Annotated in this window: 22 protein-coding genes; 6 read left to right on the top strand and 16 right to left on the bottom strand. The window is 73.7% G+C overall.

Translation table 11 applies throughout. The features are described 5' to 3' along the window. Window positions 1-79 precede the first annotated feature (79 nt). The 3 genes from OG361_RS11495 to OG361_RS11485 form a co-directional block, all read right to left on the bottom strand. Window positions 80-2,710: a hypothetical protein gene (locus OG361_RS11495; RefSeq protein ID WP_405862196.1), complete on the bottom strand. Its 2,631-nt coding sequence runs from the start codon at window positions 2,708-2,710 to the stop codon at window positions 80-82. 81 nt (window positions 2,711-2,791) lie between these two features. Next, complete coding sequence (locus OG361_RS11490; protein ID WP_405853225.1) at window positions 2,792-3,607, bottom strand: tyrosine-protein phosphatase; 816 nt, start codon at window positions 3,605-3,607, stop codon at window positions 2,792-2,794. Between the two features lie 203 nt (window positions 3,608-3,810). Then, the gene (locus tag OG361_RS11485; protein ID WP_405853224.1) at window positions 3,811-4,818 is read right to left on the bottom strand and encodes an NAD-dependent epimerase/dehydratase family protein; all 1,008 of its coding nucleotides are present in this window, start codon (window positions 4,816-4,818) and stop codon (window positions 3,811-3,813) included. A 297-nt stretch (window positions 4,819-5,115) separates the two neighbouring features. Between OG361_RS11485 and OG361_RS11480 the strand changes: the two genes are divergently transcribed. Together OG361_RS11480 and OG361_RS11475 are read left to right on the top strand one after the other, a co-directional pair. Beyond that, window positions 5,116-5,748 carry a hypothetical protein gene (locus tag OG361_RS11480; RefSeq protein WP_405853223.1) on the top strand — a complete coding sequence of 211 codons (633 nt, stop codon included), beginning with the start codon at window positions 5,116-5,118 and terminating at the stop codon, window positions 5,746-5,748. A gap of 50 nt (window positions 5,749-5,798) precedes the next feature. Next, window positions 5,799-7,250 (top strand): PepSY-associated TM helix domain-containing protein, encoded by a 1,452-nt coding sequence (locus tag OG361_RS11475; protein ID WP_405853222.1) that lies wholly within the window; start codon window positions 5,799-5,801, stop codon window positions 7,248-7,250. 6 nt (window positions 7,251-7,256) lie between these two features. Here the strand turns inward: OG361_RS11475 and OG361_RS11470 are convergent, their stop codons facing one another. The 5 genes from OG361_RS11470 to OG361_RS11450 form a co-directional block, all read right to left on the bottom strand. After that, entirely contained in the window at window positions 7,257-7,835 is a 579-nt protein-coding gene (locus OG361_RS11470) for a winged helix-turn-helix domain-containing protein (RefSeq protein WP_405853221.1), read from the bottom strand. A 321-nt stretch (window positions 7,836-8,156) separates the two neighbouring features. Continuing rightward, complete coding sequence (locus tag OG361_RS11465) at window positions 8,157-9,326, bottom strand: RNA-guided endonuclease InsQ/TnpB family protein (protein WP_405853220.1); 1,170 nt, start codon at window positions 9,324-9,326, stop codon at window positions 8,157-8,159. A 205-nt stretch (window positions 9,327-9,531) separates the two neighbouring features. Continuing rightward, on the bottom strand, window positions 9,532-10,563 hold the full coding sequence (gene glnII / locus OG361_RS11460; protein WP_405853219.1) for a glutamine synthetase: 1,032 nt from the start codon (window positions 10,561-10,563) through the stop codon (window positions 9,532-9,534). Between the two features lie 137 nt (window positions 10,564-10,700). Then, complete coding sequence (locus OG361_RS11455; protein WP_405853218.1) at window positions 10,701-11,879, bottom strand: ARPP-2 domain-containing protein; 1,179 nt, start codon at window positions 11,877-11,879, stop codon at window positions 10,701-10,703. After that, on the bottom strand, window positions 11,876-13,273 hold the full coding sequence (locus OG361_RS11450; protein ID WP_405853217.1) for a hypothetical protein: 1,398 nt from the start codon (window positions 13,271-13,273) through the stop codon (window positions 11,876-11,878). The genes OG361_RS11455 and OG361_RS11450 overlap by 4 nt, the downstream gene beginning before the upstream one ends. A gap of 225 nt (window positions 13,274-13,498) precedes the next feature. Between OG361_RS11450 and OG361_RS11445 the strand changes: the two genes are divergently transcribed. Next, complete coding sequence (locus OG361_RS11445) at window positions 13,499-14,521, top strand: Gfo/Idh/MocA family protein (RefSeq protein ID WP_405853216.1); 1,023 nt, start codon at window positions 13,499-13,501, stop codon at window positions 14,519-14,521. Here OG361_RS11445 and OG361_RS11440 read toward each other — a convergent pair. Both OG361_RS11440 and OG361_RS11435 read right to left on the bottom strand, forming a co-directional pair. Further along, entirely contained in the window at window positions 14,497-15,861 is a 1,365-nt protein-coding gene (locus OG361_RS11440; RefSeq protein WP_405862194.1) for a PLP-dependent aminotransferase family protein, read from the bottom strand. The two genes, OG361_RS11445 and OG361_RS11440, sit on opposite strands and share 25 nt — an antisense overlap. 145 nt (window positions 15,862-16,006) lie before the next feature. Further along, the gene (locus OG361_RS11435) at window positions 16,007-16,366 is read right to left on the bottom strand and encodes an ArsC/Spx/MgsR family protein (protein ID WP_384566128.1); all 360 of its coding nucleotides are present in this window, start codon (window positions 16,364-16,366) and stop codon (window positions 16,007-16,009) included. A 149-nt stretch (window positions 16,367-16,515) separates the two neighbouring features. Here OG361_RS11435 and OG361_RS11430 point away from each other — a divergent pair, with 149 nt between their 5' ends. Further along, the gene (locus OG361_RS11430; protein WP_384566125.1) at window positions 16,516-16,791 is read left to right on the top strand and encodes a hypothetical protein; all 276 of its coding nucleotides are present in this window, start codon (window positions 16,516-16,518) and stop codon (window positions 16,789-16,791) included. A gap of 94 nt (window positions 16,792-16,885) precedes the next feature. On the opposite strand, the gene glnA is transcribed toward OG361_RS11430, so the two are convergent. After that, a complete protein-coding gene (gene glnA, locus OG361_RS11425; RefSeq protein WP_384566123.1) occupies window positions 16,886-18,310 on the bottom strand; it encodes a type I glutamate--ammonia ligase in 1,425 nt (474 codons plus the stop codon). Between the two features lie 221 nt (window positions 18,311-18,531). On the opposite strand from glnA, the gene OG361_RS11420 reads away from it, so the two are divergent. Further along, window positions 18,532-18,999 (top strand): RDD family protein, encoded by a 468-nt coding sequence (locus OG361_RS11420; RefSeq protein ID WP_405853215.1) that lies wholly within the window; start codon window positions 18,532-18,534, stop codon window positions 18,997-18,999. Between the two features lie 146 nt (window positions 19,000-19,145). On the opposite strand, the gene OG361_RS11415 is transcribed toward OG361_RS11420, so the two are convergent. From OG361_RS11415 to lipB, 4 genes are all read right to left on the bottom strand, one after another. Next, complete coding sequence (locus OG361_RS11415; RefSeq protein WP_384566118.1) at window positions 19,146-19,850, bottom strand: DUF4191 domain-containing protein; 705 nt, start codon at window positions 19,848-19,850, stop codon at window positions 19,146-19,148. 10 nt (window positions 19,851-19,860) lie between these two features. Continuing rightward, a complete protein-coding gene (locus tag OG361_RS11410) occupies window positions 19,861-20,076 on the bottom strand; it encodes a hypothetical protein (RefSeq protein ID WP_384566115.1) in 216 nt (71 codons plus the stop codon). A gap of 263 nt (window positions 20,077-20,339) precedes the next feature. Then, window positions 20,340-21,308 carry a lipoyl synthase gene (gene lipA / locus OG361_RS11405; protein ID WP_405853214.1) on the bottom strand — a complete coding sequence of 323 codons (969 nt, stop codon included), beginning with the start codon at window positions 21,306-21,308 and terminating at the stop codon, window positions 20,340-20,342. 114 nt (window positions 21,309-21,422) lie between these two features. Beyond that, window positions 21,423-22,232, bottom strand: a complete 810-nt coding sequence (lipB, locus tag OG361_RS11400) for a lipoyl(octanoyl) transferase LipB (RefSeq protein ID WP_405853213.1) — start codon at window positions 22,230-22,232, stop codon at window positions 21,423-21,425. A gap of 309 nt (window positions 22,233-22,541) precedes the next feature. On the opposite strand from lipB, the gene OG361_RS11395 reads away from it, so the two are divergent. Beyond that, window positions 22,542-24,110, top strand: coding sequence for a regulator (locus OG361_RS11395; protein ID WP_405853212.1), 1,569 nt, complete (start codon window positions 22,542-22,544; stop codon window positions 24,108-24,110). A 98-nt stretch (window positions 24,111-24,208) separates the two neighbouring features. Here the strand turns inward: OG361_RS11395 and OG361_RS11390 are convergent, their stop codons facing one another. Next, window positions 24,209-25,582 carry an NAD(P)/FAD-dependent oxidoreductase gene (locus tag OG361_RS11390; protein ID WP_405853211.1) on the bottom strand — a complete coding sequence of 458 codons (1,374 nt, stop codon included), beginning with the start codon at window positions 25,580-25,582 and terminating at the stop codon, window positions 24,209-24,211. Window positions 25,583-25,838: the final 256 nt, after the last annotated feature.

The following is a 25,838-nucleotide window of genomic DNA, read 5'->3' as shown; positions in this document are numbered from 1 at the left end:
ATGTACTGAGGGGTAGGGGGATGGCGACAGGCCTGCGCGCGGCCTTTTTCACCCCCCTTCCCCCTTCTTCGCCCCCGGATCAGCGGAGGGCGCCCACCCGCGTGCCGTCCCGCAGCGCGCCGTCCAGGTCCGCCCGTGCCCCCGCCTTCGCCTTCACCGCCAGCAGCGGACCCTCCGAACGGCCCTTCACCCCACCCGAGGTCTCCAGGGACACGATGTCAGGGCTGCCCGCCGCCAGCACGTACCACCCACCGCTCGGAGCCCGCCACAACACGCCCGCGAGCACCCGGGGCTCCCGCACGCCGCACGCGGGCGAACCCTCCGAGCGGGCCGCCGGCGCCGCCGGAGCGCCCGGGGACGGCACCAGGAACTGCGCGAGGACCCGGCTGCCCGTACCCCGCCAGGTCTCCGCGCGCGTGCACACCCAGGTACCGCGCCCGGCCCCCTCGGGCAGCGGCTGCCGCGCGAACCGCCAGGCGTTCACCGACCGCACCCCGTGCGCCCGTACGGCCGTCAGCTGGCACGCCGTCCGCGCCCACGCCTCCCGCGCCTCCCTCCCCGTCGCGTCCACCGGAACGGCGGGCGGCCCCCACAGCAACCGGGCCGGCGCCAGCTCACCCAGGTCGGTGAGGAGCCGCAGACCCGAACCGTCCCGCACCTGAAGGCTGTTCCAGCGCTCGCAGTCCTTCGCCTGCGCCGGGCTCGGCACCGGCTCCGTCACCCCGTTCGCGTCCCGGGCCAGCGGCCACGGCTCCTTCGCGGGCGCGAGCAGATCCCGTACGGACGCCTCCCGCACCCAGGGCGCCGTCAGATAACGGACGTTGCCCGAGGCCCGGGAGAGGACGAGGGCCGCCGAACCGGTGGTGTCGGCCGCGTCCGTCCGCGCGAAGTCCAGCGCCGCGACCGTCCCGCCCGCCGTCGGCTCCGCGTACCGCACGGCCCGCAGCCCGTCGTGGAAGAGCACCACCCGGGCCCCGTCCACCAGCCCCGCGAACAGCAGCTGCGGCGGGCCCATCGGCGGCCCGACGGGCGTCCCGGGCGTCGCCGAGGACCGCACGGAGAGACCGGGCCGCGCCCACACGGCGAGCGCCCGCCGCAGCAGCGCACGGTCGGCGGTGAGACCGCCGCGCGCGGGCCACACCGAGAAGTCCTGCCGGGTCGCCCCCGGCCAGGCGCCGGCGGGCACCCGCTTGACGGCCCCCGGGTCGAGCGCGGCCTCGGCGGCCGGGTTACGGGCGTACGTGGGCGCAGCACCGTTTCTCCCCCAACCGTCCCCGGGCAGCCCGAGCAGCGTCCCGCACACGACGAGCGCGGCGACGGCGACGAGCGCGGCTCGGCCGTGCTGCCGCCGCCGCAGCAGATCGGTCGGCCGGGCCTGAAGCGAACAGGGATCGAACTCGGGGGACTCCAGCAGAGCGACCCCGCTGCGCCGCACGGAGCGACGGGCTCCGGTGGGGCCGGTGGACGATCCGGCACCACCGGGCGAGCCGACGCCACCAGGTGCACTGGCACCACCGGGCGCACCGAGCGCACCGGACCTGGCGGCCCCACCGGGCGAACCGGCCCCACCGGGCGAACCGGCCCCGCCGGCCCTGCCGGACGCACCGGCCCCTTCGGACGTACCGGACCGGGCGGACCCGGCCTCGGCGGCCGACCCCTCGACCCCGGCGGCGGACCCGCCCCCGGCGGCCGACCCACCGGCCCGGACTCCGCCCGCCGCCGCACCGCCGTCGCCGGGAAGCCCGTCGCTTCCGACGCCCTCGGGACGACCGGCCCTCCCGGTCCTCCCGGTGCTCCCGGCAGGCCCGGTGCCCCCGGCGGCGGACCCGCCCCCGGCGGCCGACCCACCGGCCCGGACTCCGCCCGCCGCCGCACCGCCGTCGCCGGGAAGCCCGTCGCTTCCGACGCCCTCGGGACGACCGGCCCTCCCGGTCCTCCCGGTGCTCCCGGCAGGCCCGGTGCCCCCGGCGGCACCCGCCCTGCCAGGGCCCGTGGCCGCCCGGCCGGGTCCGCCCTGCTCGCCCACCCTCGCGGCGCGGACGCCCCGGCCGGCGGGTCCGGGCCCGCCTCCGTCGGCGGCGGATCCGACCGGGGTGTCCGGCCCGCTGCCCCCGGGCCCGTGCGCGTCGTCCCGCGTCGCGTCGAGCGCGTCCGCCTCCGCGAGGGCCGCCGCCGGGTCGGTGACGCCCGCCGCGGCCAGGACCCGCAGCACCTCCGGGTCGCCCTGACGTTCCAGGCCACGCAGCACGTACGCCGCCCGGCCGGGACCCGAGAGGGCGGACAGGTGCTGGTCCAGGGCGAGTTCGTCCGCCCCGCCCACCCGGGGGAAGACCCGGAGCCCCCACACCTGCGGCAGCAGCGGCGGGAACTGGGCCCGCCGCGGCAGCGCCCACCGCCGCAGCGGCAGCCCGGCGACCAGGGCCTGCCGCAGCACCTCGCCCCGGACGTACGCGTAGCCCGGATCGACCGCGTCCTCGGGGCGCCGCGCCGCCGGAACCGCCGGACCGGGGACCCGGCGGCGCGGCAGCGAGCGCTGGACGAGCGCGTGCGCGGTCAGCACCCGGCGGTTGCGGCCGAGCGTCGGCGGCAGCACGAGATAGGCGATGCGGACGAGGCGCGGATAGCGCTCGACGAGCGCGGCCTCGGCCTGCTCGACGTCGACGGGGCCCACGGGCGAGGGGACGAGATCCTGGGTGCTCACGTTCAGCAGAACGAGCGATTCTTCCGATGGTCACCCCGGTCTGATCGGCAAGACGCCATGCCCTGGGGCGTGTGTCGCCCCAGGGCCCGCTCAGGCCGCGTGGACCGTCAGCCGCTCGCGGATCAGCTCCGTCACCTCGTCCGGAACCCCCAGCCCCTCCCGTACGTACTTCTCCATCGAGCCGTGCCGGACCGCCACCTCGTCGAGCGCCGCCTCCAGGTACTCCGGCAGGACGCCGATCAGGTCGAGCGCCAGCTCGGGGTCCCCGCCCTGGGCCGTGAACCCCTCGATCATCGGCGCGAACGCCTGCCGCACCGCCGGATTGACCGCCAGGTACTCGGCCCGCACCGTCTCCTCGTCCGCGCCGAGCAGCGACAGGACGACCGTCGCCGCCCAGCCCGTCCGGTCCTTGCCCGCCGAGCAGTGGAAGAGCACGGGGCCCGCGCCCGGCGTCCCCAGCGCGGTCAGCAGGGTGCGGTAGGCGGCGCGGGCGGAGTCGCCGGACACGAAGGTCCGGTAGGTCCGGGCGAAGGCCGCCCGCACCCGGCCCCCGCCGAGGTGCTCCTCGGCGAGCGCCGGGTCGGACAGGAGCACCTTCAGGCGCGCGGCCGGCGGCAGCCCGCTGATGGCCAGGCGGTCGGCGAGCACGTCCGCGATCAGCAGCTGCACACCGGCCGGCAGCCGGTCCGGCCGTTCGCCGCGCTCCCTCTCCGTCCGGAGGTCGACGACCGTGCGGATGCCCAGCGCCGCCACCGCGGGATCGGCCGGGTCGAGCCGGTCGAGCTGCGCGGAGCGGAGGGCGAGACCCGGACGGACCGACCGTCCGGCGCCGAGGGACAGCCCACCGAGGGGCAGTCCGCCGAGGTCGCGGAGGTTGGCGACGGAGGTGGCGGGGATGGCGGGCACGGCGTCGACTCCTCCGGTTCGTCCACTTTCCTGTCGACCGTAGTGGATCGCCCGAAGTGGGGCAGTTCGCCGCCCCGGCGCCCCCCGGCCCCGGCCCCGGCCCCGGCGCCCCCCGGCCCCGGCCCCGGCCCCGGCGCCCCCCGGCCCCGGCCCCGACGCCCGCCGCCGCGCCGGGCGGCAGGCCCGCGCCCCGTCGCCCCGCCTCAGCCCGTGACGTCGGGGAAGTGCTTCGCCAGGAACTCCGCCTCCCGCTCGGGGGAGAGGCCGACCTCCGGCCGGTCCGGCCGCCTCGGTGCGACCCCGCCGAGCGTTTCCAGCCACGCCCAGGTGTCCGCGACCGTCTCCGTCACCGGCCGGCAGCGCAGCCCGGCCGAGACCGCCAGGGAGACGTCGGCGGTGTGCATCGCGTCGTACATCTCGCCCGGCGGCAGCCACACGGGCAGCTCGGACCAGGGCTCCACCCCGGCCGCGACGAGCGCCTCCGGCTCCGCCCAGCACAGTTCGACGTCCGCGCCGGTCGCCCGCACGCAGGCGTCGAGCAGTTCGCCCATGGTCGTGTGCCCGGGCGGCGAGACCAGGTTGTACGGCCCCGAGAGCCCGGCCGCCACCGCGTCCAGCGTCCACTCGGCGAGGTCGCGGGCGTCGACGTACTGGAGGGGGAGCGTGCGCGGCCCGGGGGCCAGGACCGGTCCGCCGCGCGCGATCCGGCTCAGCCACCAGGGGAGCCGGCCGATGTTCTCGTACGGGCCGATGATCAGGCCCGCGCGGACGTGCAGCGTACGGTCCGAGCCGAAGGCGGCCGTCGCGGCGAGCTCACCGCCGCGCTTGGCCTCGGCGTACGGCACGTCCCCGGCGTCCGGCGAACCCTCCACCAGCGGGCCGTCCTCCGCGAGACCGGCGGCCGGCGGCCAGGCGTAGACGGAACGGCTCGACACGTACGCGTACCGTCCGGCGCGGTCGGCGAGCAGCCGGGCGGCGTCCCGGACCGCCGAGGGCGCGCCGGACCAGGTGTCCACGACGGCGTCCCAGGAACCGGTGGCGAGCGCCGCGAGCCCGTCCGGGGCGGTGCGGTCGCCGAGCAGGGAGTGGACTCCGGCCGGGGGTGCGTGGCGGCCCCGGTGGAAGACCGTCACCTCCCAGCCCCGGTCGAGGGCCGCCTCGACGACCGCGCGACCCACGAACTCCGTACCACCGAGAATCAGCAATTTCATGATCGGAAGCCTGCCGGGCGGCGGCGGCCGGTGCCAGGGGATTCCGCTCCCGGAGGATTCCGCCGGGGGAGGAACGCGACGGCGCGGAAGACGCCGGGGGAGGAACGCGACGGCGCGGAAGACGCCGGGGGAGGAACGCGACGGCGCGGAAGACGCCGGGGGAGGGGGTCTGTTCGGCCAGATGGCGGGATGGCACCATAGCGGGCGATGACGGATGCCCGGTCGCCACTGCGCGCCCTGCGAGCCGCGCTTTTCGCGGTGGTGTGCGTGACCTTGGCCGCCGTGGGGCATTCGTCCATGTCTGCGCACCAGCTCCCGACGTTCGGACTGCTCGGCGCCTTCGCCATGACGGCGGCCGTGGCCTGGGCCGGGGCCGGACGACGCCGGGGAACGCCGACGATCACGGGCACCGTGCTCGTACTCCAGGGCGCGCTGCACCTGCTCTTCTCGACGGCCGGTTCGCACCCGGCGGCGCACGCCGCGAGCGGCGCGGCGGACACGGCGCACCGGCACACCATGACCGGCGCGGCGACCGGACACGCCACGACGAGCAACGCCGCCATGGCGTCCATGGACACGGCGGACGCCATGAACGCCACGAGCTCCACCGCCCTGGACTCCGCCGTGATGGGCTCCGGCACCGGCATGCTCGCCGTCCACCTCGTCGCCGCACTCCTCTGTGGCCTCTGGCTGGCCCACGGCGAGGCCGCGTTCTTCACGCTCGCCGAGGCGGCCCTGGCGTACGCCTTCACCCCACTGCGCCTGCTGCTCGCACGCGTCCGCGTCCCCGACGCCCCGCGCGGCCCGGTCCGCAGGGCACGCCGGAACGCCCACCGCCTCCACACCGTCGTCCTCGCGCACACCCTCTCCCGGCGCGGCCCGCCCCGGCTGTCCGTACCCCGCGCCACGGCCCTCGGAGCACACGTCTGACACCGGGGGTCGCCTCCCGTTGTCCACGTCGACTCCAAGGACAGTCAGCCATGACCATCGACGATCCCGCACGCCCGGAAACCACCGAGGCGCCTCCGTCGGAGATACCCGCAACCCCCGAGACCTCCACCGCTCCGAGCAAGGCAAGCACCTGGAGCGCCCTGCGCCCCCTCGTCATGCGCCTCCACTTCTACGCGGGCGTCCTCGTCGCCCCGTTCCTCCTCGTCGCCGCCGCCAGCGGCCTCCTCTACGCGCTCTCCTTCCAGGCCGAGAAGGTGATCTACGCGCACGAGCTGGAGGTCCCGGTCGGTGACACCACCCTGCCGCTCTCGCAGCAGGTGAACACCGCCGGCAAGGTCAACCCGAACGGCACCGTCACCGCCGTCTGGCCCGGCGCCGAACCCGGCGCGACCACCCGGGTCCTGATGGCCGACCCGGACGTCCCCGAGGGCACCTCGCTCGCCGTCTTCGTCGACCCGTACACCGGGGACGTACGCGGACAGCTGCCCAGCTTCGGCAGCTCCGGCGCCCTCCCGCTGCGCACCTGGATCGACGGACTCCACGCCGATCTGCACCTCGGCGAACTCGGCCGCAACTACAGCGAACTCGCCGCGAGCTGGCTGTGGGTGATCGCGCTCGGCGGCCTGCTGCTCTGGCTCGGCCGCCGCAGGAAGAACCGCCGCGCGCTGTTCGTCCCGGAGGGCGGCCCCGCCTCCCGCCGCCGCACCCTGTCCTGGCACGGCTCGGTCGGCCTGTGGGCGGTCACCGGACTGGTCCTGCTCTCCGCGACGGGCCTGACCTGGTCGCGGTACGCGGGCGAGAACATCGGCACCGTGCAGGACGGTCTCGGCGGCGCGACCCCCACCCTCACCGCGACCCTCGACGGCGCGGCCGGCTCCTCCTCGGAACACGAGGGCCACGGCGCCGGCCACGCGCAGGGCACCACCGCCCAGGGCCCCGACATCGGCCTCGACAAGGCGGTCGAGGCGGCCCGCGCGGCCGGCATCGACAGCCCGAGGATCTCGGTCGTCCTGCCCGCCGAGGGCAAGGGGTACGTGGTCAAGGAGACCGACACGCAGTTCCCGCTCCAGCTGGACTCGGTGGCGGTGAACCCGGCGGACGGCACGGTCCTCGACCGCCTCGCCTTCGCCGACTACCCGCTGCTCGCCAAGCTGACCCGCATCGGCATCGACGCGCACACCGGCGTCTTCCTCGGCCTGTTCAACCAGCTGGCGCTCGCGGCCCTCGGGCTCGCCCTGATCCTGCTGATCCTCTGGGGCTACCGCATGTGGTGGCTGCGCCGCCCGGGCCGTCCGGTGGCGCGCGGGGCCTGGCGGAAGGTGCCGGTGACGATGCTGCTGCCGCTCGCGGCGGTCACGGCGCTGGTCGGCTGGTTCGTCCCGCTGCTCGGCCTCAGCCTGCTGCTGTTCCTCGCGGTGGACCTCACCCTCGCCCTCGTGGCGAAGCTGAGGGCCGGGGCGAGGACCAACCGAACCGCCTGATCAGGATCAGGGCGTGTACTTGTAGCCGACCCGCCGCACGGTCTGGATCGTGTGGCGGTGCTCGGCGCCCAGCTTCCGCCGCAGCCGGGCCACGTGCACGTCGACCGTACGGCCGTCGCCGACGTGCCCGTACCCCCACACCGTCGTGACCAACTGGTCGCGGGTGTGCACCCGGTGGGGGTTGGCCACCAGATGGGCGAGCAACTCGAACTCCAGGTAGGTGAGATCGAGCGCCTCCCCGCCCACGACGGCGATCCGCCGGACCCCGTCGATGGCCACCGGCCCCTCCTCCGCCGCCGCCACGGGCGGCGCGGGGACGGCGGCGGCAGCGGGCGGCTGCGTCTGCTGATCGGCCGGTACGAGCACGAGGTACCCGACCATCGGCGGACGCCCCGGCAGCGCGGGCAGCGAGTGCTGCGGCGCGGGCAGCAGGGTGGCGCCGGGCGGCAGGAAGTCCGCCACCTGGGCGAGCTGGGAGAGCTGGGAGAGCGGGGAGAGACCGGCGACCTCGTTCGGATCGACGGCACGCAGACGGTGTCGACCGGGACGGACGGCGGCGAGGGAGGCAATCTGGGTGTGGGCCATGGAAGGTCAGCTCTTTCGCGCGGAGAAACGAACGGACAGGCGTCGTACGTCAGTCGTCGTGCGCGTCGGCCGAAGGCCGTGGATCGGACCGTACCGATCGGGGCTTTAGAGGGCCGACGCGTTCCTCGCGCGGCAACACACCCGGTCGAAGTCGTGATGCTGCCGGGAAGGCCAGAACGGCTCGAGGTCGTGACGACCCGTCGCGGTGTCGTTCTTCATGTTGGCCATATCCCTAGTCTACTACTCGGGAAACGAATCGGTCCCCGCGTTTGCGGCTCGGTTCGTCGATGGCTTCGACGATGTCCCGCTGCGTCCAGCCTTCTACGCCGTGAGCGTGAGGGCAGGGACCTGTGACTCGGCCCCGCGGACCCACGTCCACCAGCCGCGGGCGGCGATGTTGTGGGACGAGTTCAGGTCCGCGTGCTCAACGAAGCCGCAGGCCTGGCAGACGAACACGGCCTGCGAAGGCCGGTTGCGACGGTCGACGTGATGACACCGGGAGCATTCCCGGCTGGTGTAGGCGGGATCGACGTACACGACCGGGACTCCGGCCCGCTGCGCCTTGTAGGCGATGAAGGTGCCGAGTTGGCGGAAGGACCAGGAGTGCAGGGTGACGCGTTGGGGCTTCCGTAGCCGTACCCGCTCGCGGATGCCCGTGAGGTCTTCCAGGGCGATTCCGCGATCGGTGCGTTGAGCCTCCGCCACGATGCGCTTACTGATCTTGTGGTTGATGTCCCGTGCCCGGCGGGCCTCCTTGCCCGCATGTCGCTTCGCCCGCCGCCTGGCGGACTTCGTGCCCTTCCTCTCCAACTTCGCCCGCAGCCGACGATCTGCCTTCCGGCGCCGGTTGAGGCGTCGACCGCTGTGCCGGATACCGGTGGAGGTCGTGGCGATGTTCACGATCCCCAGATCCACCCCCACGAACCCGTCGGGGTCGGTATTCCGGGCACCCTCGGGGATCTCGCAGGTCGCGACCAGGTACCACCGGCCGTCCCGGCACAAGAGATCGGACTCGCCCTTGCGATACGCGGTCAGCATCGCCAGCTGCTCGCCCTGCCCGGTGAAGGCGAGGCCCTTCATCCGCCCGGACGTCGTCCAGATCGAAACCGTGCGCTCGTCCAACTGCCAGGACAGGCACCGATCGTCGAACGGCTGAGCCGCATCCGGCCGGAACACCACCGCCTTGCCGGTCGCCCTGCCGTAGCGCTTCGAACCCCGCCTGCCGAGGTTCCCGGCCTTCAGATTCGCCCTCGGCGCGGTGTACGCGTCGGCGACCTTTCGCAGCACGTGCAGCGCGGGCTGCGCCGACAGGCCCCGCGCCTTCAGATCCGCATACGCCAATGCCTGGAGCGCGGCCCGTGACGTCCGGCCACTCTCGAAAGCTCGGATCGAGAGCCGGCTCGCCGCGTCGTTGCACGCACGCAGGGTCGCTTCGAGGGCCACCGTCTGCTCAGGCGTCGGCAGCAGCTTCACGCGCACCACCAGCTTCACGGCGGCGACGCTATCCGCCGTACTGCTTGACGGAGCGGGATTCCCCGGACGACTCAGCGGATCGCGTGACGAGTGAAAAGCGTGTTCGGTAATCGCTCCTGCGTGAGGTTCCACATGACGGAAGGGGCGCCCACCGTACGAAACGGTGGGCGCCCCTTCAGGAGTGCGCGCGGATCGAGTCCCCTCGACCCGTTCGACCCGTGGATCAGACCTGGCCGACCTTCTCCAGGGCCTCGCAGCAGGTGTCCACGATCAGGCGGGTCACCACGTACGGGTCGACGTTCGCGTTCGGGCGACGGTCCTCGATGTAGCCCTTCTGGTCCTGCTCGACCTGCCACGGGATGCGGACCGAGGCGCCGCGGTCCGAGACACCGTAGGAGTACTTGTCCCACGGGGCGGTCTCGTGCAGACCCGTCAGGCGGTCGTCGATGCCGGCGCCGTAGTTCTTGACGTGGTCGAGCGGCTTCGAGCCCTCGCCGAGGGACTCGGCGGCGGTGATGATCGCGTCGTAGCCCTCGCGCATCGCCTTGGTGGAGAAGTTGGTGTGCGCGCCCGCGCCGTTCCAGTCGCCCTTCACCGGCTTCGGGTCCAGCGTCGCGGAGACCTTGAAGTCCTCGGCCGTGCGGTACAGCAGCCAGCGGGCAATCCACAGCTGGTCCGAGACCTCGAGCGGCGCCAGCGGGCCGACCTGGAACTCCCACTGGCCCGGCATGACCTCGGCGTTGATGCCGGAGATGCCCAGACCCGCGGTGAGGCAGTTCTCCAGGTGCGCCTCGACGATGTCACGGCCGAAGATCTCGTCGGCGCCGACACCGCAGTAGTAGCCGCCCTGCGGGGCCGGGAAGCCGCCGACCGGGAAGCCGAGCGGACGCTCGCCGTCGAAGAAGGTGTACTCCTGCTCGATGCCGAAGATCGACTCCTGGGCGGCGTACTTCGCGGCGACCTCGGCGAGCGCGGCACGCGTGTTGGAGTCGTGCGGCGTCATGTCCGTGTTGAGGACCTCGCACAGCACCAGGATGTCGTCGCCGCCGCGGATCGGGTCCGGGCAGACGAAGACCGGCTTGAGAACACGGTCCGAGGCGTGGCCCTTGGCCTGGTTCGTGCTGGAACCGTCGAAGCCCCAGATCGGCAGCTCGTCGAGCGTGGCGCCCCCGCCCACGATTATCTTCGTCTTCGAGCGAAGCTTCGCGGTCGGCTCGGTGCCGTCGATCCAGATGTACTCAGCCTTGAAGGTCACGGGCCTCATCCTTTGGGCGTGCTGCTGCGGGTGCGCTGCGGCTCGCGGCGCTGCGAGAAGCTGCGGTGTCTGTGTCCGGTCGCAGCTTCGCAACACGGGATTTCCCGTCGGTTGCCCGTTTGTGAACCCCGTGTTACTCAGCTTTCCTCTTTTTCCCGCAGGCGCCGTGCGACGACGTGCGAATCGAGCAGCGCCCCGAGCCCCGCCGCCTCGATCCGCCGCACGATCTCCGCGTACGAGGTGCCGAGGGCCTCCGCCGTCCGGCCGAGGTGCCAGTCGGCGTCCGCGAGGCGCCGCAGCAGATGCCCCTTCCTGATCTGCTTCTCGGAGAGCCGGAAGGTCTTCAGATAGGCCGCCCGACCCTTGTGGTCGGTGATCAGCTCGCCGATGTGCTGCTCCCGCCCGTCCCGCAGGAACGGCGGCAGGAACCGGTACAGGTCGAAGTCCCCCGCCCGGTAGACCCGCTCGAAGGCGTACGAGGTCTCCAGGAGGTCCCGCGCCATCAGCCCGTCGTGCGCCACGGCCCAGGCCCGCTCCTGCTCCCGCGCCGCCGCCCGCAGGTCCGCGAGCGTACGGATGCCGCCGGCACCGTCCCGGATCCGCGCCGTGAACTCCGGCACCGGACCGCCGTAGTACGCGTACTGGTGGACCAGCTCCCCGTACAGGTCCTCCACCAGCGTCGGATGCAGGACGCGGTAGTCCTCCGGATGCGGCACCACGAAGCTCGCGGCCAGGGCGTCGGCCACGTACAGGAGCAGCCCGCACTGGCCCGGATGGAGCTCGAAGATCCGCAGCGCCTCCGCGAGCCCCGGCACCGTCCACCCCGCGTACGCCGCCTCCGCGCGCGGCGAGAGGCCGTGGCCGAGGGCCGCCCGGGACCAGTCGTCCCAGACCACGGACGGCCCGCCGAAGTGCAGTGCGAGGTACCCCTCCAGGGCGAGGTGGAGCGGCAGGAAACGCAGCCGCCGCTCGCCCTGCCGCCGCTTGGCCAGCCGGTGCAGGCGGCGCACGGGCACGCACGGGGGCGGCCCGTTCTCGTCGCCGAGCCGGGTCCCGTAGGCGGCGGACTCCGTGCCGGCTCCCGCCCCCGTACTCGCCCCCGCCCCGGTCCAGTCGGCGACGAAGCCGTGCGGGATGTACGAGGTGTAGGTCGTGCGGTCGCCGAGGTCCACGGCACCGAAGCCCGAGCCCTCGTGGAGCTCCCGCCGCAGCCGGAGCCCGGGTACCGGCTCCGCCCGCACCAGCGGCACGATCCGCACCCCGCCCCACACCTGCGCCGGCCGGACGTCGAGCCCGGTCAGATCGATCCGGGTCATCCCCCGGCCCCCTTCAGGAAGAGCTCCACCCGCCGGTCCAGATAGGCCCGCAGCTCCGCGAAACCGGTCCGTCCCTCGGCGAACTGGGCGATCTCCACCAGGGCCGCCAGGTCCTCCGCGTCGCGGATCCCGGCCGTCGGCACGCTCGGGGCGAGGCGGCGCACGTCGAAGCCCTCCGCGTCGTATACGGGGTTGAGGTGCACGACACTCGTCCGGCGCCCGGGATCGAGCCGCGAGCGCCACACCCGCAGGACCTCGCCCGCGAGCCCCGGCGGCGCGTTGTCCCAGCCGTCCGAGACGATCACCACCCGGTCGGGTCCGGTCTCCAGCGCGTCCAGGATCCGCAGGCCGAGCGGGGTGGGCCCGTACGGCCGGACGAGCAGCGGATCGGAGCCGCCCGAGGTCCACAGCGCGGTGTACGCCCCCGGCGCCGCGAGGGCCTCCAGGAGGTAGTGGCAGCCCAGTGCGACGGCCAGCGGACGGCGCCGCTTCACCGCCGAACCGGAGGAGGAGAAGCTGTCGTCGAGCACGGCGGCGACCCGCCCCCAGCTCCCGGCGTACGGCCCCGCCGCGCGCCGGGCGGCGGCGCGCAGCGCACGCGTCAGCTCGGCCCGCCGCTCCACGCGCTCGCCGAACGGGAGCGAGAGGACGTACAGCGCGAGCCGGGTGAGCGGCATGACGGACAGGTCGGAGGCCCGCGCCGTCCTGAGCTGCTCAAGCCGCGTCATCCGGGGCGCGATCCGCTCCAGGAACACCGCGCGGGGCACCTTGTGCTTCGCGGCGAACCCCTCGGCGACCGTGAACGGCAGCTCGTACAGCGCGCCCTGCTCGTAGTGCGCGCGGCGGTACGCGTTGAGCGTGGCGTTCTCGTACCGGACGCGGCGGCCGGGTGCGAAGAGGAAGTCGCCGGTCTCGGGGTCGGGCAGCCGCCCGTGGACGTGCCGGAGGGCGGCCTTCAACCCGGGCCGGTACTTCACGGCGTCCAGCGCCGGATCGGGCCGGGCGGCGAGCCACGCGCGCACGATCGCGCGCGTGCGGCGGTTGTTGACCCCGGCGGCGCGCAGCGCGCGGAACAGCCGGTAGACCCGCTGCGGCGGCAGCTGCGCGAGCCGTGCGGCGATCAGCCGCCCCTCGGCCCGCTTCGCCTCGGGCCCGCCCGCCTCGTGGGCGGTGCGCAGCAGCTGTTCGACGATCAGGGCGGCGTTGTGGTGGTTGATGTCGAGGGCGAGCGCGGCGGCGTACACGGGGCGGTAGTTGACCCGTACGTACTCGTGGAGGAAGCGGAGCGAGAACCGCTGCTCGGCGGCGGAGGAACGGAACTCGCGCTGGCCGGTGGCGGTCACGGCGGCGTTGACGAAGAGGAGCACGTCCTCGGCGGCGACGAGCTCGGACAAGGCTCTTCCCCTCTCGTGGGTGCCGGCCGGGGAATGGGGGCGCGAACAGCGAAGACGTTGCTTCAGAGGCAGGTTCCGGAAGTCGCACCGGAGTCCCGCGGCCGGCGGGGGAACGCTAACACCGGGGAGGGGGAGGACGGCCAGCGGTTTACGGGGCCCCGCTCCGACCGCCCGCTCCGACCGCCCGCCCCCCTGGCTGTCACTGGCACCCGGCAGACTGGGTCCATGGCGAAGCACCTGGGCGTGAAGCCCCGTATCGGACTCCTCGGCACCGGCCCCTGGGCGGCCCGCACGCACGCGCCCGCGCTCGCCGGACACCCGGGCATCGAGTTCAGCGGGGTGTGGGGCAGACGGCAGGAGGCGGCCGCCGCGCTCGCCGCCGCGTCCGGCACGCGCGCGTACGAGGACGTGGACGCCCTCTTCGCGGCGAGCGACGCCGTCGCCTTCGCGCTCCCGCCGGACGTCCAGGCCCCGCTGGCGGTGCGGGCGGCGGAGGCCGGCTGCCATGTCCTGCTCGACAAGCCGGTCGCCACGACGGTGGCGGCGGCCCGCGAGGTGGCCGGGGCGGTCGAGGCGGAGGGGGTCGCCTCGGTGGTGTTCTGCACGCTGCGGTTCGCGGAGCCGACGGCCCGCTGGATCGAGGAGCGGGCGGCGGCGGACGGCTGGTTCCTGGGCGAGGCGCACTGGCTGGGCTCGCTCTACGGGCCGGGCTCCGCCAGCGCGTACGCGGACTCTCCGTGGCGGCGGGAGAAGGGCGGCCTGTGGGACGTCGGCCCGCACGTCCTCTCCGTCTTCCTGCCGGTCCTCGGCGACGTCACCGCGATCACGGCGGTGCGGGGCCCGGACGACACCCACCACCTGGTCCTGCGCCACACCTCGGGCGCGAGCAGCACGGCCACCCTGACGCTCAGCGCCCCGCCGGAGGCGGCGGAGGCGGCGCTCACCCTGTACGGCACCCGGGGCCGGGCGGAACTGCCCCGCTGGGACGGGGCGGTGGGAGCCTTCGGCGCGGCCGTCGACGCCCTGCTCGCCGCGGCCCGCACGGGCGAGGCGCACGCGTGCGACGCCGGCTTCGGTCTTCGCCTGACGGAGATCCTGACGGAGGCGGAACAGCTCGCGGCGGCATCCGCGACGGCATCCGCAGCCGCCCCCGCATCCGCAGTCACATCCTCAGACACAGCAGCCACATCCTCAGACACATCCGCATCCGCGGCCCGGTCCGATCAGAGAACGTCCGACAAGGCCTGACACAGCGCGTCCAGGGCGGCCCCGTACAGCCGCTCCGGAGGCGTGGCGTAGCCGACGACGAGGCCGTCCGGGCGGGTGTGGCCCCGCGCCTCGGGGTGCCGGTAGCCGGCCAGGCCCTCCACGGCGACCCCGTGCCGGGCCGCGGCGGTGACGGCCGCCCGTTCCGTACCGGTCGGCAGTTCCACGACGGCGTGCAGCCCTGCGGCGATCCCCGTGACCCGTACTCCCGGCACCCGCTCCGCGAGCACCGAGGCCAGCCGGTCGCGCCGCCCGCGGTGCCGCTGGCGCATCCGCCGGACGTGCCGGTCGTACGCGCCGGAGTCGAGGAAGTCCGCGAGGGTGAGCTGCTCCGTCGCCGAGGCGTACGGCTCGCGCTCGCCCTTCGCCGCGACGACTCGGTCGACGAGCTGCGCCGGCAGGCACATCCAGCCGATCCGCAGGGCGGGGGAGAGGCTCTTGCTGACGGAGCCGAGGAGGACCGTCTGCTCGGGGTCGAGGCCCTGGACGGCTCCGACGGGCCGCCGGTCGTAGCGGAACTCCCCGTCGTAGTCGTCCTCCACGACCAGCCCGCCGGACCGCCGCGCCCACTCCAGGACACCGGCCCGGCGCTCGGGGTGCAGCGGCCCGCCGGTGGGGAACTGGTGGGCGGGGGTGAGCAGCACGGCGCCCGCCGTCGGGGGGATCTCCGCGATCCGCGCCCCGTCCTCGTCGACGGCCACCGGCACCGTACCGACGCCGGCCTCGCCGAACAGCCCGCGGTGGAAGGGGAGCCCGTACGCCTCGACGGCCCAGGGCCTGGGAGGTGTCTCGCGGGTCACGCGCGCGAGGAGCCGCAGGGCGTGTGCGGCGCCGGAGCAGAGCACGATCCGGTCCGGGGTGGTCCGTACGCCCCGGACGCGCGCGAGGTACGCGGTGAGGGCCCGGCGCAGTTCGATCCGGCCGCGCGGGTCCCCGATCCCGAAGGCCTCGTGCGGCGCCGCCGTCAGCGCCCGCCGGGCCGCCGCGAGCCAGGCCGTGCGCGGGAAGGCGCCGGGGTCCGGCTTGCCCTGGACGAGGTCGTACGGGAGCGGCGGCGGCGCGGCCGGGCGGGCCGGCCCCGGGGCGGGGGCGGCGACCCGGTCGGCGACCCGGGTCCCGGAGCCCTGGCGGGAGGTAAGCCAGCCCTCGGCGACCAGTTCGGCGTAGGCGTCGGCGACGGTGTTCCGGGCGATCCCGAGGTCGGCGGCGAGCGACCGGTAGGGCGGCAGCGGGGTCCCGGGGGCCAGCCGCCCGCCGCGCACGGCCTCGCGCAGGGCCCCGATGAGCGCGGCGCGCCGACTGCCGCCCCCGGCGAGCTCCAGATGCAGATCGACCCCGAGCCCGCCGACACCCCGCCCGACAGCCGCCGCGGACCCGTCAGACCCCTCCGAACCGTCTCTGCCCACCCGGCTCACCGCCCCGCTCACCCTGTCTCCTCCCACCGGCGTCTCAGGCGTCTCAGTCGTCTCAGCGGGACAGGGCGTCCCGCACGGCCTCCTCCGACCGGGCCACGACGGCCGTGCCGTCCTCCGCGGTGATGATGGGCCGCTGGATCAGCTTGGGGTGCCCGGCGAGCGCCTCGATCCACCGGTCGCGGTGGGCCGCGTCCCGGGGCCACTCCTTCACGCCGAGTTCCTTGGCGACGGCCTCCTGGGTCCGCGTGATGTCCCAGGGTTCGAGTCCAAGCCGGTCGAGTACCTGCCGGATCTCGTCCGGTGAGGGCACGTCCTCCAGGTAGCGCCGCACGGTGTAGTCGGCGCCCTCCGCGTCGAGCAGGGTGAGGGCGCTGCGGCACTTGGAACAGGCGGGATTGATCCAGATCTCCATGCCGTCCACGGTACCCCCCAGCCCCCGCTCCAGTACCCCCCAAACCCTGTCTGGCCAGGGGCGATTGTCAGTGGGGGCCTCTAAAATAGGGGGTGAAGGTGAGGGTCCCGGGGAGGGCCCGCACCCCACCGTTCGCCAGGAGGTTGCCCATGGCTCTCGCCGTGATCCGGACACCGTCCCTCGAACCCTGGAAGCCGCTCCAGAGGAAGCCGCTCCCCGCGGGCCGCCCCCGCGAGTGGTACGTGACGCACAACCGCCGCCTGAAGGCCATGCGTCTCGCGATCGCCCTCCTCGACGCCGGCGTCTACGTCCCGTCGAAGGCCACGAACGCGACGATACGCACGACGGCCGCCGGCATCGGTATCCACCCGCCCTCCGACACCACCTGCCGCATGGTCCGCGCCCTGATCCGCTACGGCCGCTGATCCCGGGCTGGACCGAGGAGACGGCGAAGGCCGTCGCACCCGGAGTTCCGGGTGCGACGGCCTTCGTTCGTACGCCACGTGTGGCGCGTCCGGCTTAGAGGTCGAAGTAGAGCTCGAACTCGTGCGGGTGCGGGCGCAGCTGGATCGGGGCGATCTCGTTGGTGCGCTTGTAGTCGATCCAGGTCTCGATCAGGTCGGAGGTGAAGACGCCGCCGGCCTGCAGGTACTCGTTGTCCTCCTCCAGGGCGGAGAGGACGGCCTCGAGGTTGGTCGGGACCTGCGGGACGTTGGCGTGCTCCTCCGGAGCCAGCTCGTACAGGTCCTTGTCGATCGGCTCCATCGGCTCGATCTTGTTCTTGACGCCGTCGAGGCCCGCGAGGAGCAGCGCCGAGAAGGCGAGGTACGGGTTCGAGGACGGGTCCGGCGCGCGGAACTCGACGCGCTTGGCCTTCGGGTTCGAGCCCGTGATCGGGATGCGCATGGCGGCGGAGCGGTTGCGCTGCGAGTACACCATGTTGACCGGGGCCTCGAAGCCCGGGACCAGACGGTGGTACGAGTTCACCGTCGGGTTGGTGAAGGCGAGCAGCGACGGCGCGTGCTTGAGGATGCCGCCGATGTAGTAGCGGGCGGTGTCCGAGAGGCCCGCGTAGCCCGTCTCGTCGTAGAACAGCGGGTCGCCGTTCGCCCACAGCGACTGGTGGACGTGCATGCCCGAGCCGTTGTCGCCGAAGATCGGCTTCGGCATGAAGGTCGCGGTCTTGCCGTTGCGCCAGGCGACGTTCTTCACGATGTACTTGAAGAGCATCAGGTCGTCGGCCGCGGCGAGCAGCGTGTTGAACTTGTAGTTGATCTCGGCCTGGCCGGCGGTGCCGACCTCGTGGTGCTGGCGCTCGACCTGGAGGCCGACGTTCTCCAGCTCCAGGGAGATCTCCGAACGCAGGTCGGCGAAGTGGTCGACCGGCGGGGCCGGGAAGTAGCCGCCCTTGTAGCGGACCTTGTAGCCGCGGTTGTTCTCCTCCGCACCGGTGTTCCAGGCGCCGGCCTCGGAGTCGATGTGGTAGAAGCCCTGGTTCGCCGAGGTCTCGAAGCGCACCGAGTCGAAGACGTAGAACTCCGCCTCGGGGCCGAAGTAGGCGGTGTCGGCGATGCCGGTGGAGGCGAGGTACGCCTCGGCCTTCTTCGCGATGTTGCGCGGGTCACGGCTGTACTGCTCGCCCGTGATCGGGTCGTGGATGAAGAAGTTGATGTTCAGCGTCTTGTCGCGGCGGAAGGGATCCACGCGGGCCGTCGACAGGTCGGCGCGGAGCGCCATGTCGGACTCGTGGATCGCCTGGAAGCCGCGGATCGACGAGCCGTCGAAGGCGAGCTCCTCCGCCGGGTCGAAGGCCGTCGCCGGGATCGTGAAGTGCTGCATCACGCCCGGAAGGTCGCAGAACCGGACGTCGACCATCTTGACGTCGTTGTCCTTGATGAACTTCTGGACCTCGTCGGCGTTCTGGAACCCGTGCTTCTCGGACATCCAACTCCTCCTACTCCCGGCCCGGGGAGGGGCGGGGTTGCAGCTCGGTCGTGCGGCCAGTGCGGTGGCACACGCTGGACCCGACCATAGGCAGACGGGATTTCTCAAGCATGACCCATTTGTTTCGTCGAAGTTAACCGGAGCGGGTGTGTGCCGCATCGTGGCGTGCCTACACCGACCCGGACCGAAGTGATCGAAAACGGGCGCAGTACCGTGGTCGGGTGGACAACAGGCAAGCACTCGGATCGTGGCTCTCCGGCCCCCGTGCCGCGGCGGAGCAAGCAGGCGTGGACTTCGGTTACCGGGGTCAGCAGCTGGGACTCCCCGAGGAGGGGCCCGGCTCGATCGCCCGCCCGGGGCGTCGGCTCGGCGCCCTCGCCACCGACTGGGCCCTCTGTCTCCTGATCGCATACGGCCTGATCACCGACGGCTACAGCCAGGCCACCGGCAACTGGGCCCTCGTCATCCTGCTCGTCCTGAGCGTGCTGACCGTGGGCACCATCGGCTCGACGCCCGGCAAGCGCCTCCTCGGACTGCGCGTCGTCTCGGCGAACGGGGGGCGGCTGAGCTTCCCGCGCGTCGTGATCCGCTCCGTGCTCGTCTGCCTCGCCATCCCGGCCCTCATCTGGGACCGCGACGGCCGCGGCCTCCACGACCGCCTCTCCGGCGCCGTCCAGGTCCGTATCTGATCTCCTGAGCGCGAGACCCGGCACGCGAGACCCGAGCACGCGAGACCCGGGCACGCGAGACCCGAGCACGAGAGAAGGGCCCCGGACCGTGTGGTCCGGGGCCCTTCTCCGTCGAGTCCGTCGAGGCGGTCGTTCGGTCGGGCGCGTCAGCGCATCTTTCCGCCGCGCGGCATCCGCATGCCCTTCGGCATCGGACCCTTCGGCAGCGGCATGTTGCTCATCAGGTCGCCCATGGCCCGCAGCCGGTCGTTGGCCGCGGTCACCTGCGGGCCGGTGAGCACGCGGGGCATCTTGAGCATGGTCGTACGGAGCTTCTTCAGCGGCACCTGGCCCTCGCCGTCGCCGACGATGAGGTCGTGCACCGGCACGTCCACCACGACGCGGCTCATGCGCTTCTTCTCGGCCGCGAGCAGAGGCTTCACCCGGTTCGGGTTGCCCTCCGCCACGAGCACGATGCCGGCCCGGCCGACCGCGCGGTGCACGACGTCCTGGCTGCGGTTCATCGCGACCGCGGGGGTCGTCGTCCAGCCGCGTCCGACGTTCTGCAGCACCGCCGCCGCCGCGCCCGGCTGGCCCTCCATCTGTCCGAAGGCCGCGCGCTCGGCGCGCCGCCCGAACACGATGGCCGCCGCCAGGAGCGCCAGGACGAAGCCCAGGATGCCCAGATAGACCGGATGACCGATGAGGAAGCCGATCGCGAGGAGGACACCGAGTACGACGATGCCCACGCCTGCGACGACAAGTCCGACCTTCGGGTCAGCCTTTCGGGTCATCTTGTACGTGAGGGCGATCTGCTTGAGCCGCCCCTGGTTCGCAGCGTCAGCGCTGCCAGTGTTTGCCTTCCTCGCCATGTCCTGAAGTTTACGTGGCCCGCGAGGCGTGGCCCGACGCGGCCTCCATCACATGCTGGGCCTCGACCCGGTCCCTGGCGTGGCGGCGGTCCTCCAGGACGGAGGTCCAGGCGTTGCGCCGGGCGGTGCGCTGTCCGGCGCCGAGCAGCAGGGCCTCCACGGCCTTCAGGGCGTCGGTGACGGACGGGATCGCGGTGACGCGGACGTGCGTCGATGCGGCCGACATGGCGGGGTCCTCTCTCGATTGCGGATGAGACGAGGTGGGGGGAGCGAGCGGATGGTGGCGGTGAGTGCGGTGAGTGAAACCAGGCTCACAGATTGGTGTTACCAGGGCGTGACCCGGTGGTCAAACACTGATGAAACGTTGATGCGGCCACTCGTGGGACGGGAGAAACGCCGACGCGGCCCGTACGTCCCCGCTGAGCTGCGGGGGTGTACGAACCGCGTCGAATCCGGCCACTACCGACCGGTAACTACTTGTGCTCCGATTCACACAGCCTGAGTGGCGTTGTCAACGGCGCCACGCTTCTCGATCGCCTGCTGGAACAGACGCCCCGCCCGGTACGAGGAACGGACCAGCGGGCCCGACATCACGCCGGAGAAGCCGATCTCGTCGGCCTCCTCCTTCAGCTCCACGAACTCCTGCGGCTTCACCCAGCGCTCGACGGGGTGGTGCCGGACCGAGGGGCGCAGGTACTGCGTGATCGTGATGAGCTCGCAGCCCGCGTCGTGCAGCTGCTGGAGCGCCTCGCTGATCTCCTCGCGGGTCTCGCCCATGCCGAGGATCAGGTTGGACTTCGTGACCAGACCGTAGTCACGCGCCGCGGTGATGACGTCGAGCGAGCGCTCGTAGCGGAAGCCCGGACGGATCCGCTTGAAGATCCGCGGCACCGTCTCCACGTTGTGCGCGAAGACCTCGGGGCGGGAGGCGAAGACCTCGGCCAGGAGCTCCGGCACCGCGTTGAAGTCGGGGGCGAGCAGCTCGACCTTGGTGCGGCCGTCGGCGCGCTCCGCCGTCTGCTGGTGGATCTGGCGCACGGTCTCCGCGTACAGCCAGGCGCCGCCGTCCTCCAGGTCGTCGCGCGCGACGCCCGTGATGGTGGCGTAGTTCAGGTCCATGGTGACGACGGACTCGCCCACGCGGCGCGGCTCGTCACGGTCCAGCGCCTCGGGCTTGCCCGTGTCGATCTGGCAGAAGTCGCAGCGCCGGGTGCACTGGTCACCGCCGATGAGGAAGGTCGCCTCGCGGTCCTCCCAGCACTCGAAGATGTTGGGACAGCCCGCCTCCTGGCAGACCGTGTGCAGGCCCTCGCTCTTCACGAGGCTCTGCATCTTCGTGTACTCCGGACCCATCTTCGCGCGGGTCTTGATCCACTCGGGCTTGCGCTCGATGGGGGTCTGGGCGTTCCGGACCTCCAGGCGCAGCATCTTGCGTCCGTCGGGGGCGACTGCGGACACATCGGCTCCTGTAGCTTCGATTCTTCGGCGCACACCAGGGTACGCCGTTGGTTCCCATGCCTTACTACCTCTGGCCAACCTCTGGCCAGGGCCCTGCATTCCTTCCGGTCGTCCTCAGACCGAGGCCGGCTCCGCCGGACGCTCGATCTCGCGCGGCTTCAGCTCCGCCTGCTCCAGGACCTCCAGCAGGTGGCGCTCCACCACCGGGAGCACCTCCTCGATCGTGACGTCACGGCCCAGCTCGTTGGCGAGCGAGGCCACACCGGCGTCTCGGATGCCGCACGGGATGATCCGGTCGAACCAGGTGTTGTCCGGGTTCACGTTGAGGGCGAAGCCGTGCATGGTGACGCCCTTGGCGACGCGGATGCCGATGGCGGCGAGCTTGCGGTCCTCGCGGCGCTGCCCGGCGTTGGACGGGGCGTACTCCGGGCCGTTCAGCCGGGGGTCGAACTCCTCGTCGGTGAGCCGGGGGTCGAAGTCGAGGGAGAGGCCGCCGAGCGACGACCGCTCCTCCACGGGATCGCCCAGGACCCACACGCCACTGCGGCCCTCGACCCGGCTCGTCTCCACGCCGAACTCGGCGGCCGTGCGGATCAGGGCCTCCTCCAGGCGGCGGACGTGCGCGACGACGTCCACCGGGCGGGGCAGCTTCATGATCGGGTAGCCGACCAGCTGGCCGGGGCCGTGCCAGGTGATCTTGCCGCCGCGGTCCACGTCCACGACCGGCGTCCCGTCCAGCGGGCGCTCGCTCTCCGCCGTGCGCCGGCCGGCCGTGTAGACCGGCGGGTGCTCCAGGAGCAGACAGGTGTCGGCGGTCTCGTCGGCGAACCGGGCGGCGTGCACCTCGCGCTGCTTGTCCCAGGCCACCTGGTAGTCGACGGCGTCCGCTCCGAACCCCAGCCGGACGAATCGCAGCTCACTCACGGCCATGCCTCCTCCTGGGTGCCGGGGCCGGGTTCCGGGGATCATCCCGGGCCGGCGCGGCACCGTGCGTCATTTGCGCCCATGCCACTGTACGGCGGTGCCGTGGACACCTGTACGGCGGTGCCGTGACGCCCTTCTCCGGCAGCGGGCCCACGGCGCCTACGTCAGCGATGCCGTCAATCCTCACACGATCGGATGAATGTGGGGCGAAGCTGGCGGTGCGGGCCGTGAGGACCGCTAAATTCACGCCGTTCCATGAGGTCCGAACGGGCTGCACGTGGGCCCGGAAGGCAGGAGACCGCACAGCTGATGACGGAACGACCACCGCAGCGCATCCCGAACCGCCAGCTCGCCGCGCTCATCGCCGAAGCCGGGTTCTCCAATGCGGGTCTCGCGAGACGGGTGGACCAGCTCGGTCTGGAGCACGGCCTCGACCTGCGGTACGACAAGACCTCCGTGACCCGCTGGCTCCGCGGCCAGCAGCCGCGCGGCACCACCCCCGCCCTCATCGCCGAGGTCTTCACCCGGCGCCTCGGCCGCCGGCTCTCCGCGCAGGACCTCGGCCTCGACGCCTGCGCGCCGGTCTACGCGGGCCTGGAGTTCGCGGCGACCCCCGAGGAGGCCGTCGACATCGTCAGCGGGCTCTGGCGCAAGGACTCCGGCAGCCACGCCGAGCTCCGCAAGATCGCCTTCACCCCGGCGGGGCTCGTCGTCCCCAGCCGTGACTGGCTCATCGGGCGCGCCGACGACCGGGTGGCCCGCGGCGAGCTCGCCCCGGGGCCGTCCGCCTCCCGTTCCCCCGGCGCGACCCACGGAGACCCCCGTGCCCCGCACGACGCCCGTGCCCCGCACGACCCTCGGGCCCCGCACGACCTCCGTGCCCCGCACGACCCCCGCATCCCGCAGGACCCCCGGGTCCCGTCCCAGGGCCGTTTCTCCGTGCCCCGGCAGCGGGGTACGGACCGGGGGCCCGGCCAGCGGGTCTCCAGCGGTGACGTCGCCGCCCTCCGCTCGGTCGGCGAGCTCTTCCGCACCCTCGACCACGCCTACGGCGGCGGCCACGCGCGCCAGGCCCTCGTCCGCTACCTGGAGCACGAGACCGAACCCATGCTCCGCGGCACCTACGGAGAGTCCGTCGGACGCCGCCTCTTCGCCGCCGCGGCCGACCTCACCCGGCTCGCCGGCTGGACCTCGTACGACATCGCCGCCCACGGCCTCGCCCAGCGGTACTTCGTCCAGGCGCTGCGCCTCGCGCAGGCGGCCGGGGACCGGGCCTACGGCTCGTACGTACTCCTCACCATGAGCTGTCAGGCCGTCTACCTCGGCCACGGGCGGGAGGCCGTGCAGCTCGCCCGGGTCGCCCAGCAGGGCGTCGGCCCCGCCGCGCCGCCCGTCGTCCAGGCGATGCTGCACGCCATCGAGGCCCGCGGGCACGCGGTCCTCGGCGAGGCCCGCGCGTGCAGCGCCTCCCTGGTCAGGGCCGAGCGGGCCCTCGAAGCTGCGAGGCCCGGCGACGAGGTGCCCTACTGGGCCCGGATGTTCGACGAGGCCCAGCTCGCCGACGAGCTCGGGCACTGCCACCGCGACCTCCAGCAGTACCGGCCCGCGGCCCAGCACGCCGAGCGCGCCCTCCAGCTCCGCGCCCCCGGCTTCGCCCGCAGCCGGCTCTTCTGCCGGGTCGTCCTCGCCACCTCCCGCCTCGCCCTCGGCGAGCTCGACCAGGCCTGTGCGCTGGGCGCCGAGGCCGCCCAGCAGGCCTCCGAGATGCGCTCGGCGCGCGCCGTGGAGTACGTGCGCGACTTCGAGCGCCGCCTGGAGCCGTACCGCGACGCCGCGGCCGCCCGTACCTACCGCGACCGCGTCGCCGCCATCGGCTGACCCCGCCGGAGCGAGGCCGGGCGGGGCCGGGCGGGCCCCGGCGGGGCCCCGGGCGGCGTCAGGTCAGGCGGGGCCGGGCGAGGCCAGGTCGGGCGGGGTCAGGCGGCCTCCTCCTCCGACTCCGGCGGCTCCTCCGCGAGGAGCCGCACGCCGAGGTCGCCGAGGAGGGCGCGGGCCGCGCGGGTACCGGAGGTGAGGGCGCCGTGCGGGGTGCCGGTGTCCCGGTGGTCGCCGCACACGTAGAGGCCCGCGAGCAGCCGGACCGGGCGGCGCGCGTCGTGCGGGGGCGGCATCGCCGGTACGGCGTCCGGGGTGTGGTGCAGGGCCAGCAGCTCCCACTCGTCGGTCGACGTGCCGTACAGCGTGGCGAGGTGCTTGCGGACCCGGCGCTCCGTGTCGTCCGGGGGAGTCCCGAGCACCGTCGAGGTGATCAGGGCCCGGCCGTCCGGGGCGCGGCGCGGGTCGACCGCGCTCATCACGGCCGTGTGCGCCACCGGCCCGCCCGGGTCGGACTCCAGGAGCAGCGCCGGCTCCCCGGTGGGCGCCACGGGCGCCGTGTGGTGGAGCACCGTCACCGCGTGGAAGGCGGGCGTCCGCAGGCCGGGCAGGAGCTCGGCCGCCGTTCGCGCCCCCGTCGCGAGCAGCACCGAGCGGCAGCCGAACACCCCGTGCGCGGCGGTCGCGACCCGGGTGACGGACGTCTCCGTCACCCGGACGCCGGTACGGACCGTGCCGGGCGGCAGCGTGGCCGCGAGCCGCTCCGGCAGGGCCGCCGAGCCGCCCTCCGGTACGGAGAGCCTGCCCCGGGCGAAGGCGCGCAGCGCCAGGTCCGCCCGGCGGCTCGACGTGCCGAGGTCCGGGTCGGCGAGGAGCGCCGCGAGCAGCGGCCGCAGCACCCCCTGCACGGTCCGGGCGGGCAGCCGGGCGGTCAGGGCCTCGCGTGCGGTCCGCTCGGGGCGGGTGAGCAGGCGCTGCGCCGGCGTCGCGGCGAGCCGGACCAGTGACGCGCCGAGCCGCGCCTGGTCGAGCGAGGCGGCCGGGCGACGGGGGGCGCTCGCGAGGGCGCGTGCCACGCTGAACGCTCCCCCCACGCTCCGGTGACCGGTGCCCCGGTGCGCGCCGGCCGTCCGGCGCGGGTGGGGGGCGCCCCACCGTGCGTACCGGCCGTCGCTGTGCACGAGGACGCCCGGTGCGAAGGGGCGCAGCACGAGGCCGTCGAGCCCCGGTACGGCCCGCAGTTCCTCGGACGACAGGGTGAGCAGCGGTCCGACCCGGTCGAGCAGGAAGCCGTCGACGGACTCGGTGGCCATCCGGCCTCCGACCCGCGGCTCCGCCTCCAGGACGGCGACGGAGAGCCCGGCCCCGGTCAGCCGGTGGGCGGCCGCGAGCCCCGCGATCCCGGCCCCCACGATGACGACGTCGACGGTCTCCACGACGTCCGTTCGCTGTGCGGTATTTGAGCTGCTGAGCACGTGCCCCTCCCCAGGTCGGCGCGGCTGGTGGGAGGCTCATGCCCCCAACAGGCCCCCGGAATGCCCGAGTTCGCCACGATCCTAGGCAGCGCTCCCACGGAAGTCGGCCCGCGCGCACCGGTGCGCGCGCAGCACGGGGGAGCGCAGAGGGAGGGCAAGGGCAAGGGAAGGGGAAGGGCAGGGGGAGGCGGGACAGGGGGAGCGCAGGTGAGGGCCGGTGCGCCGGGGGCGGCGGGAGTACCTGTGGCCGGGTGCA

It is taken from the genome of Streptomyces sp. NBC_00090 (assembly GCF_045160815.1).
Classification (GTDB): Bacteria; Actinomycetota; Actinomycetes; order Streptomycetales; family Streptomycetaceae; genus Streptomyces.
Note: the sequence above shows the minus strand (reverse complement) of the source record. Positions and strands in the feature narration are given on the sequence as shown.

Coding starts and splice junctions, on each gene's coding strand:
- OG361_RS11485 (WP_405853224.1), bottom strand. CDS start 4,818: ATGAAATTGCTGATTCTCGGTGGTACGGAGTTCGTGGGTCGCGCGGTC.
- OG361_RS11480 (WP_405853223.1), top strand. CDS start 5,116: ATGTCTGCGCACCAGCTCCCGACGTTCGGACTGCTCGGCGCCTTCGCC.
- OG361_RS11475 (WP_405853222.1), top strand. CDS start 5,799: ATGACCATCGACGATCCCGCACGCCCGGAAACCACCGAGGCGCCTCCG.
- OG361_RS11470 (WP_405853221.1), bottom strand. CDS start 7,835: ATGGCCCACACCCAGATTGCCTCCCTCGCCGCCGTCCGTCCCGGTCGA.
- OG361_RS11455 (WP_405853218.1), bottom strand. CDS start 11,879: ATGACCCGGATCGATCTGACCGGGCTCGACGTCCGGCCGGCGCAGGTG.
- OG361_RS11445 (WP_405853216.1), top strand. CDS start 13,499: ATGGCGAAGCACCTGGGCGTGAAGCCCCGTATCGGACTCCTCGGCACC.
- OG361_RS11435 (WP_384566128.1), bottom strand. CDS start 16,366: ATGGAGATCTGGATCAATCCCGCCTGTTCCAAGTGCCGCAGCGCCCTC.
- OG361_RS11430 (WP_384566125.1), top strand. CDS start 16,516: ATGGCTCTCGCCGTGATCCGGACACCGTCCCTCGAACCCTGGAAGCCG.
- glnA (WP_384566123.1), bottom strand. CDS start 18,310: ATGTCCGAGAAGCACGGGTTCCAGAACGCCGACGAGGTCCAGAAGTTC.
- OG361_RS11415 (WP_384566118.1), bottom strand. CDS start 19,850: ATGGCGAGGAAGGCAAACACTGGCAGCGCTGACGCTGCGAACCAGGGG.
- OG361_RS11410 (WP_384566115.1), bottom strand. CDS start 20,076: ATGTCGGCCGCATCGACGCACGTCCGCGTCACCGCGATCCCGTCCGTC.
- OG361_RS11395 (WP_405853212.1), top strand. CDS start 22,542: ATGACGGAACGACCACCGCAGCGCATCCCGAACCGCCAGCTCGCCGCG.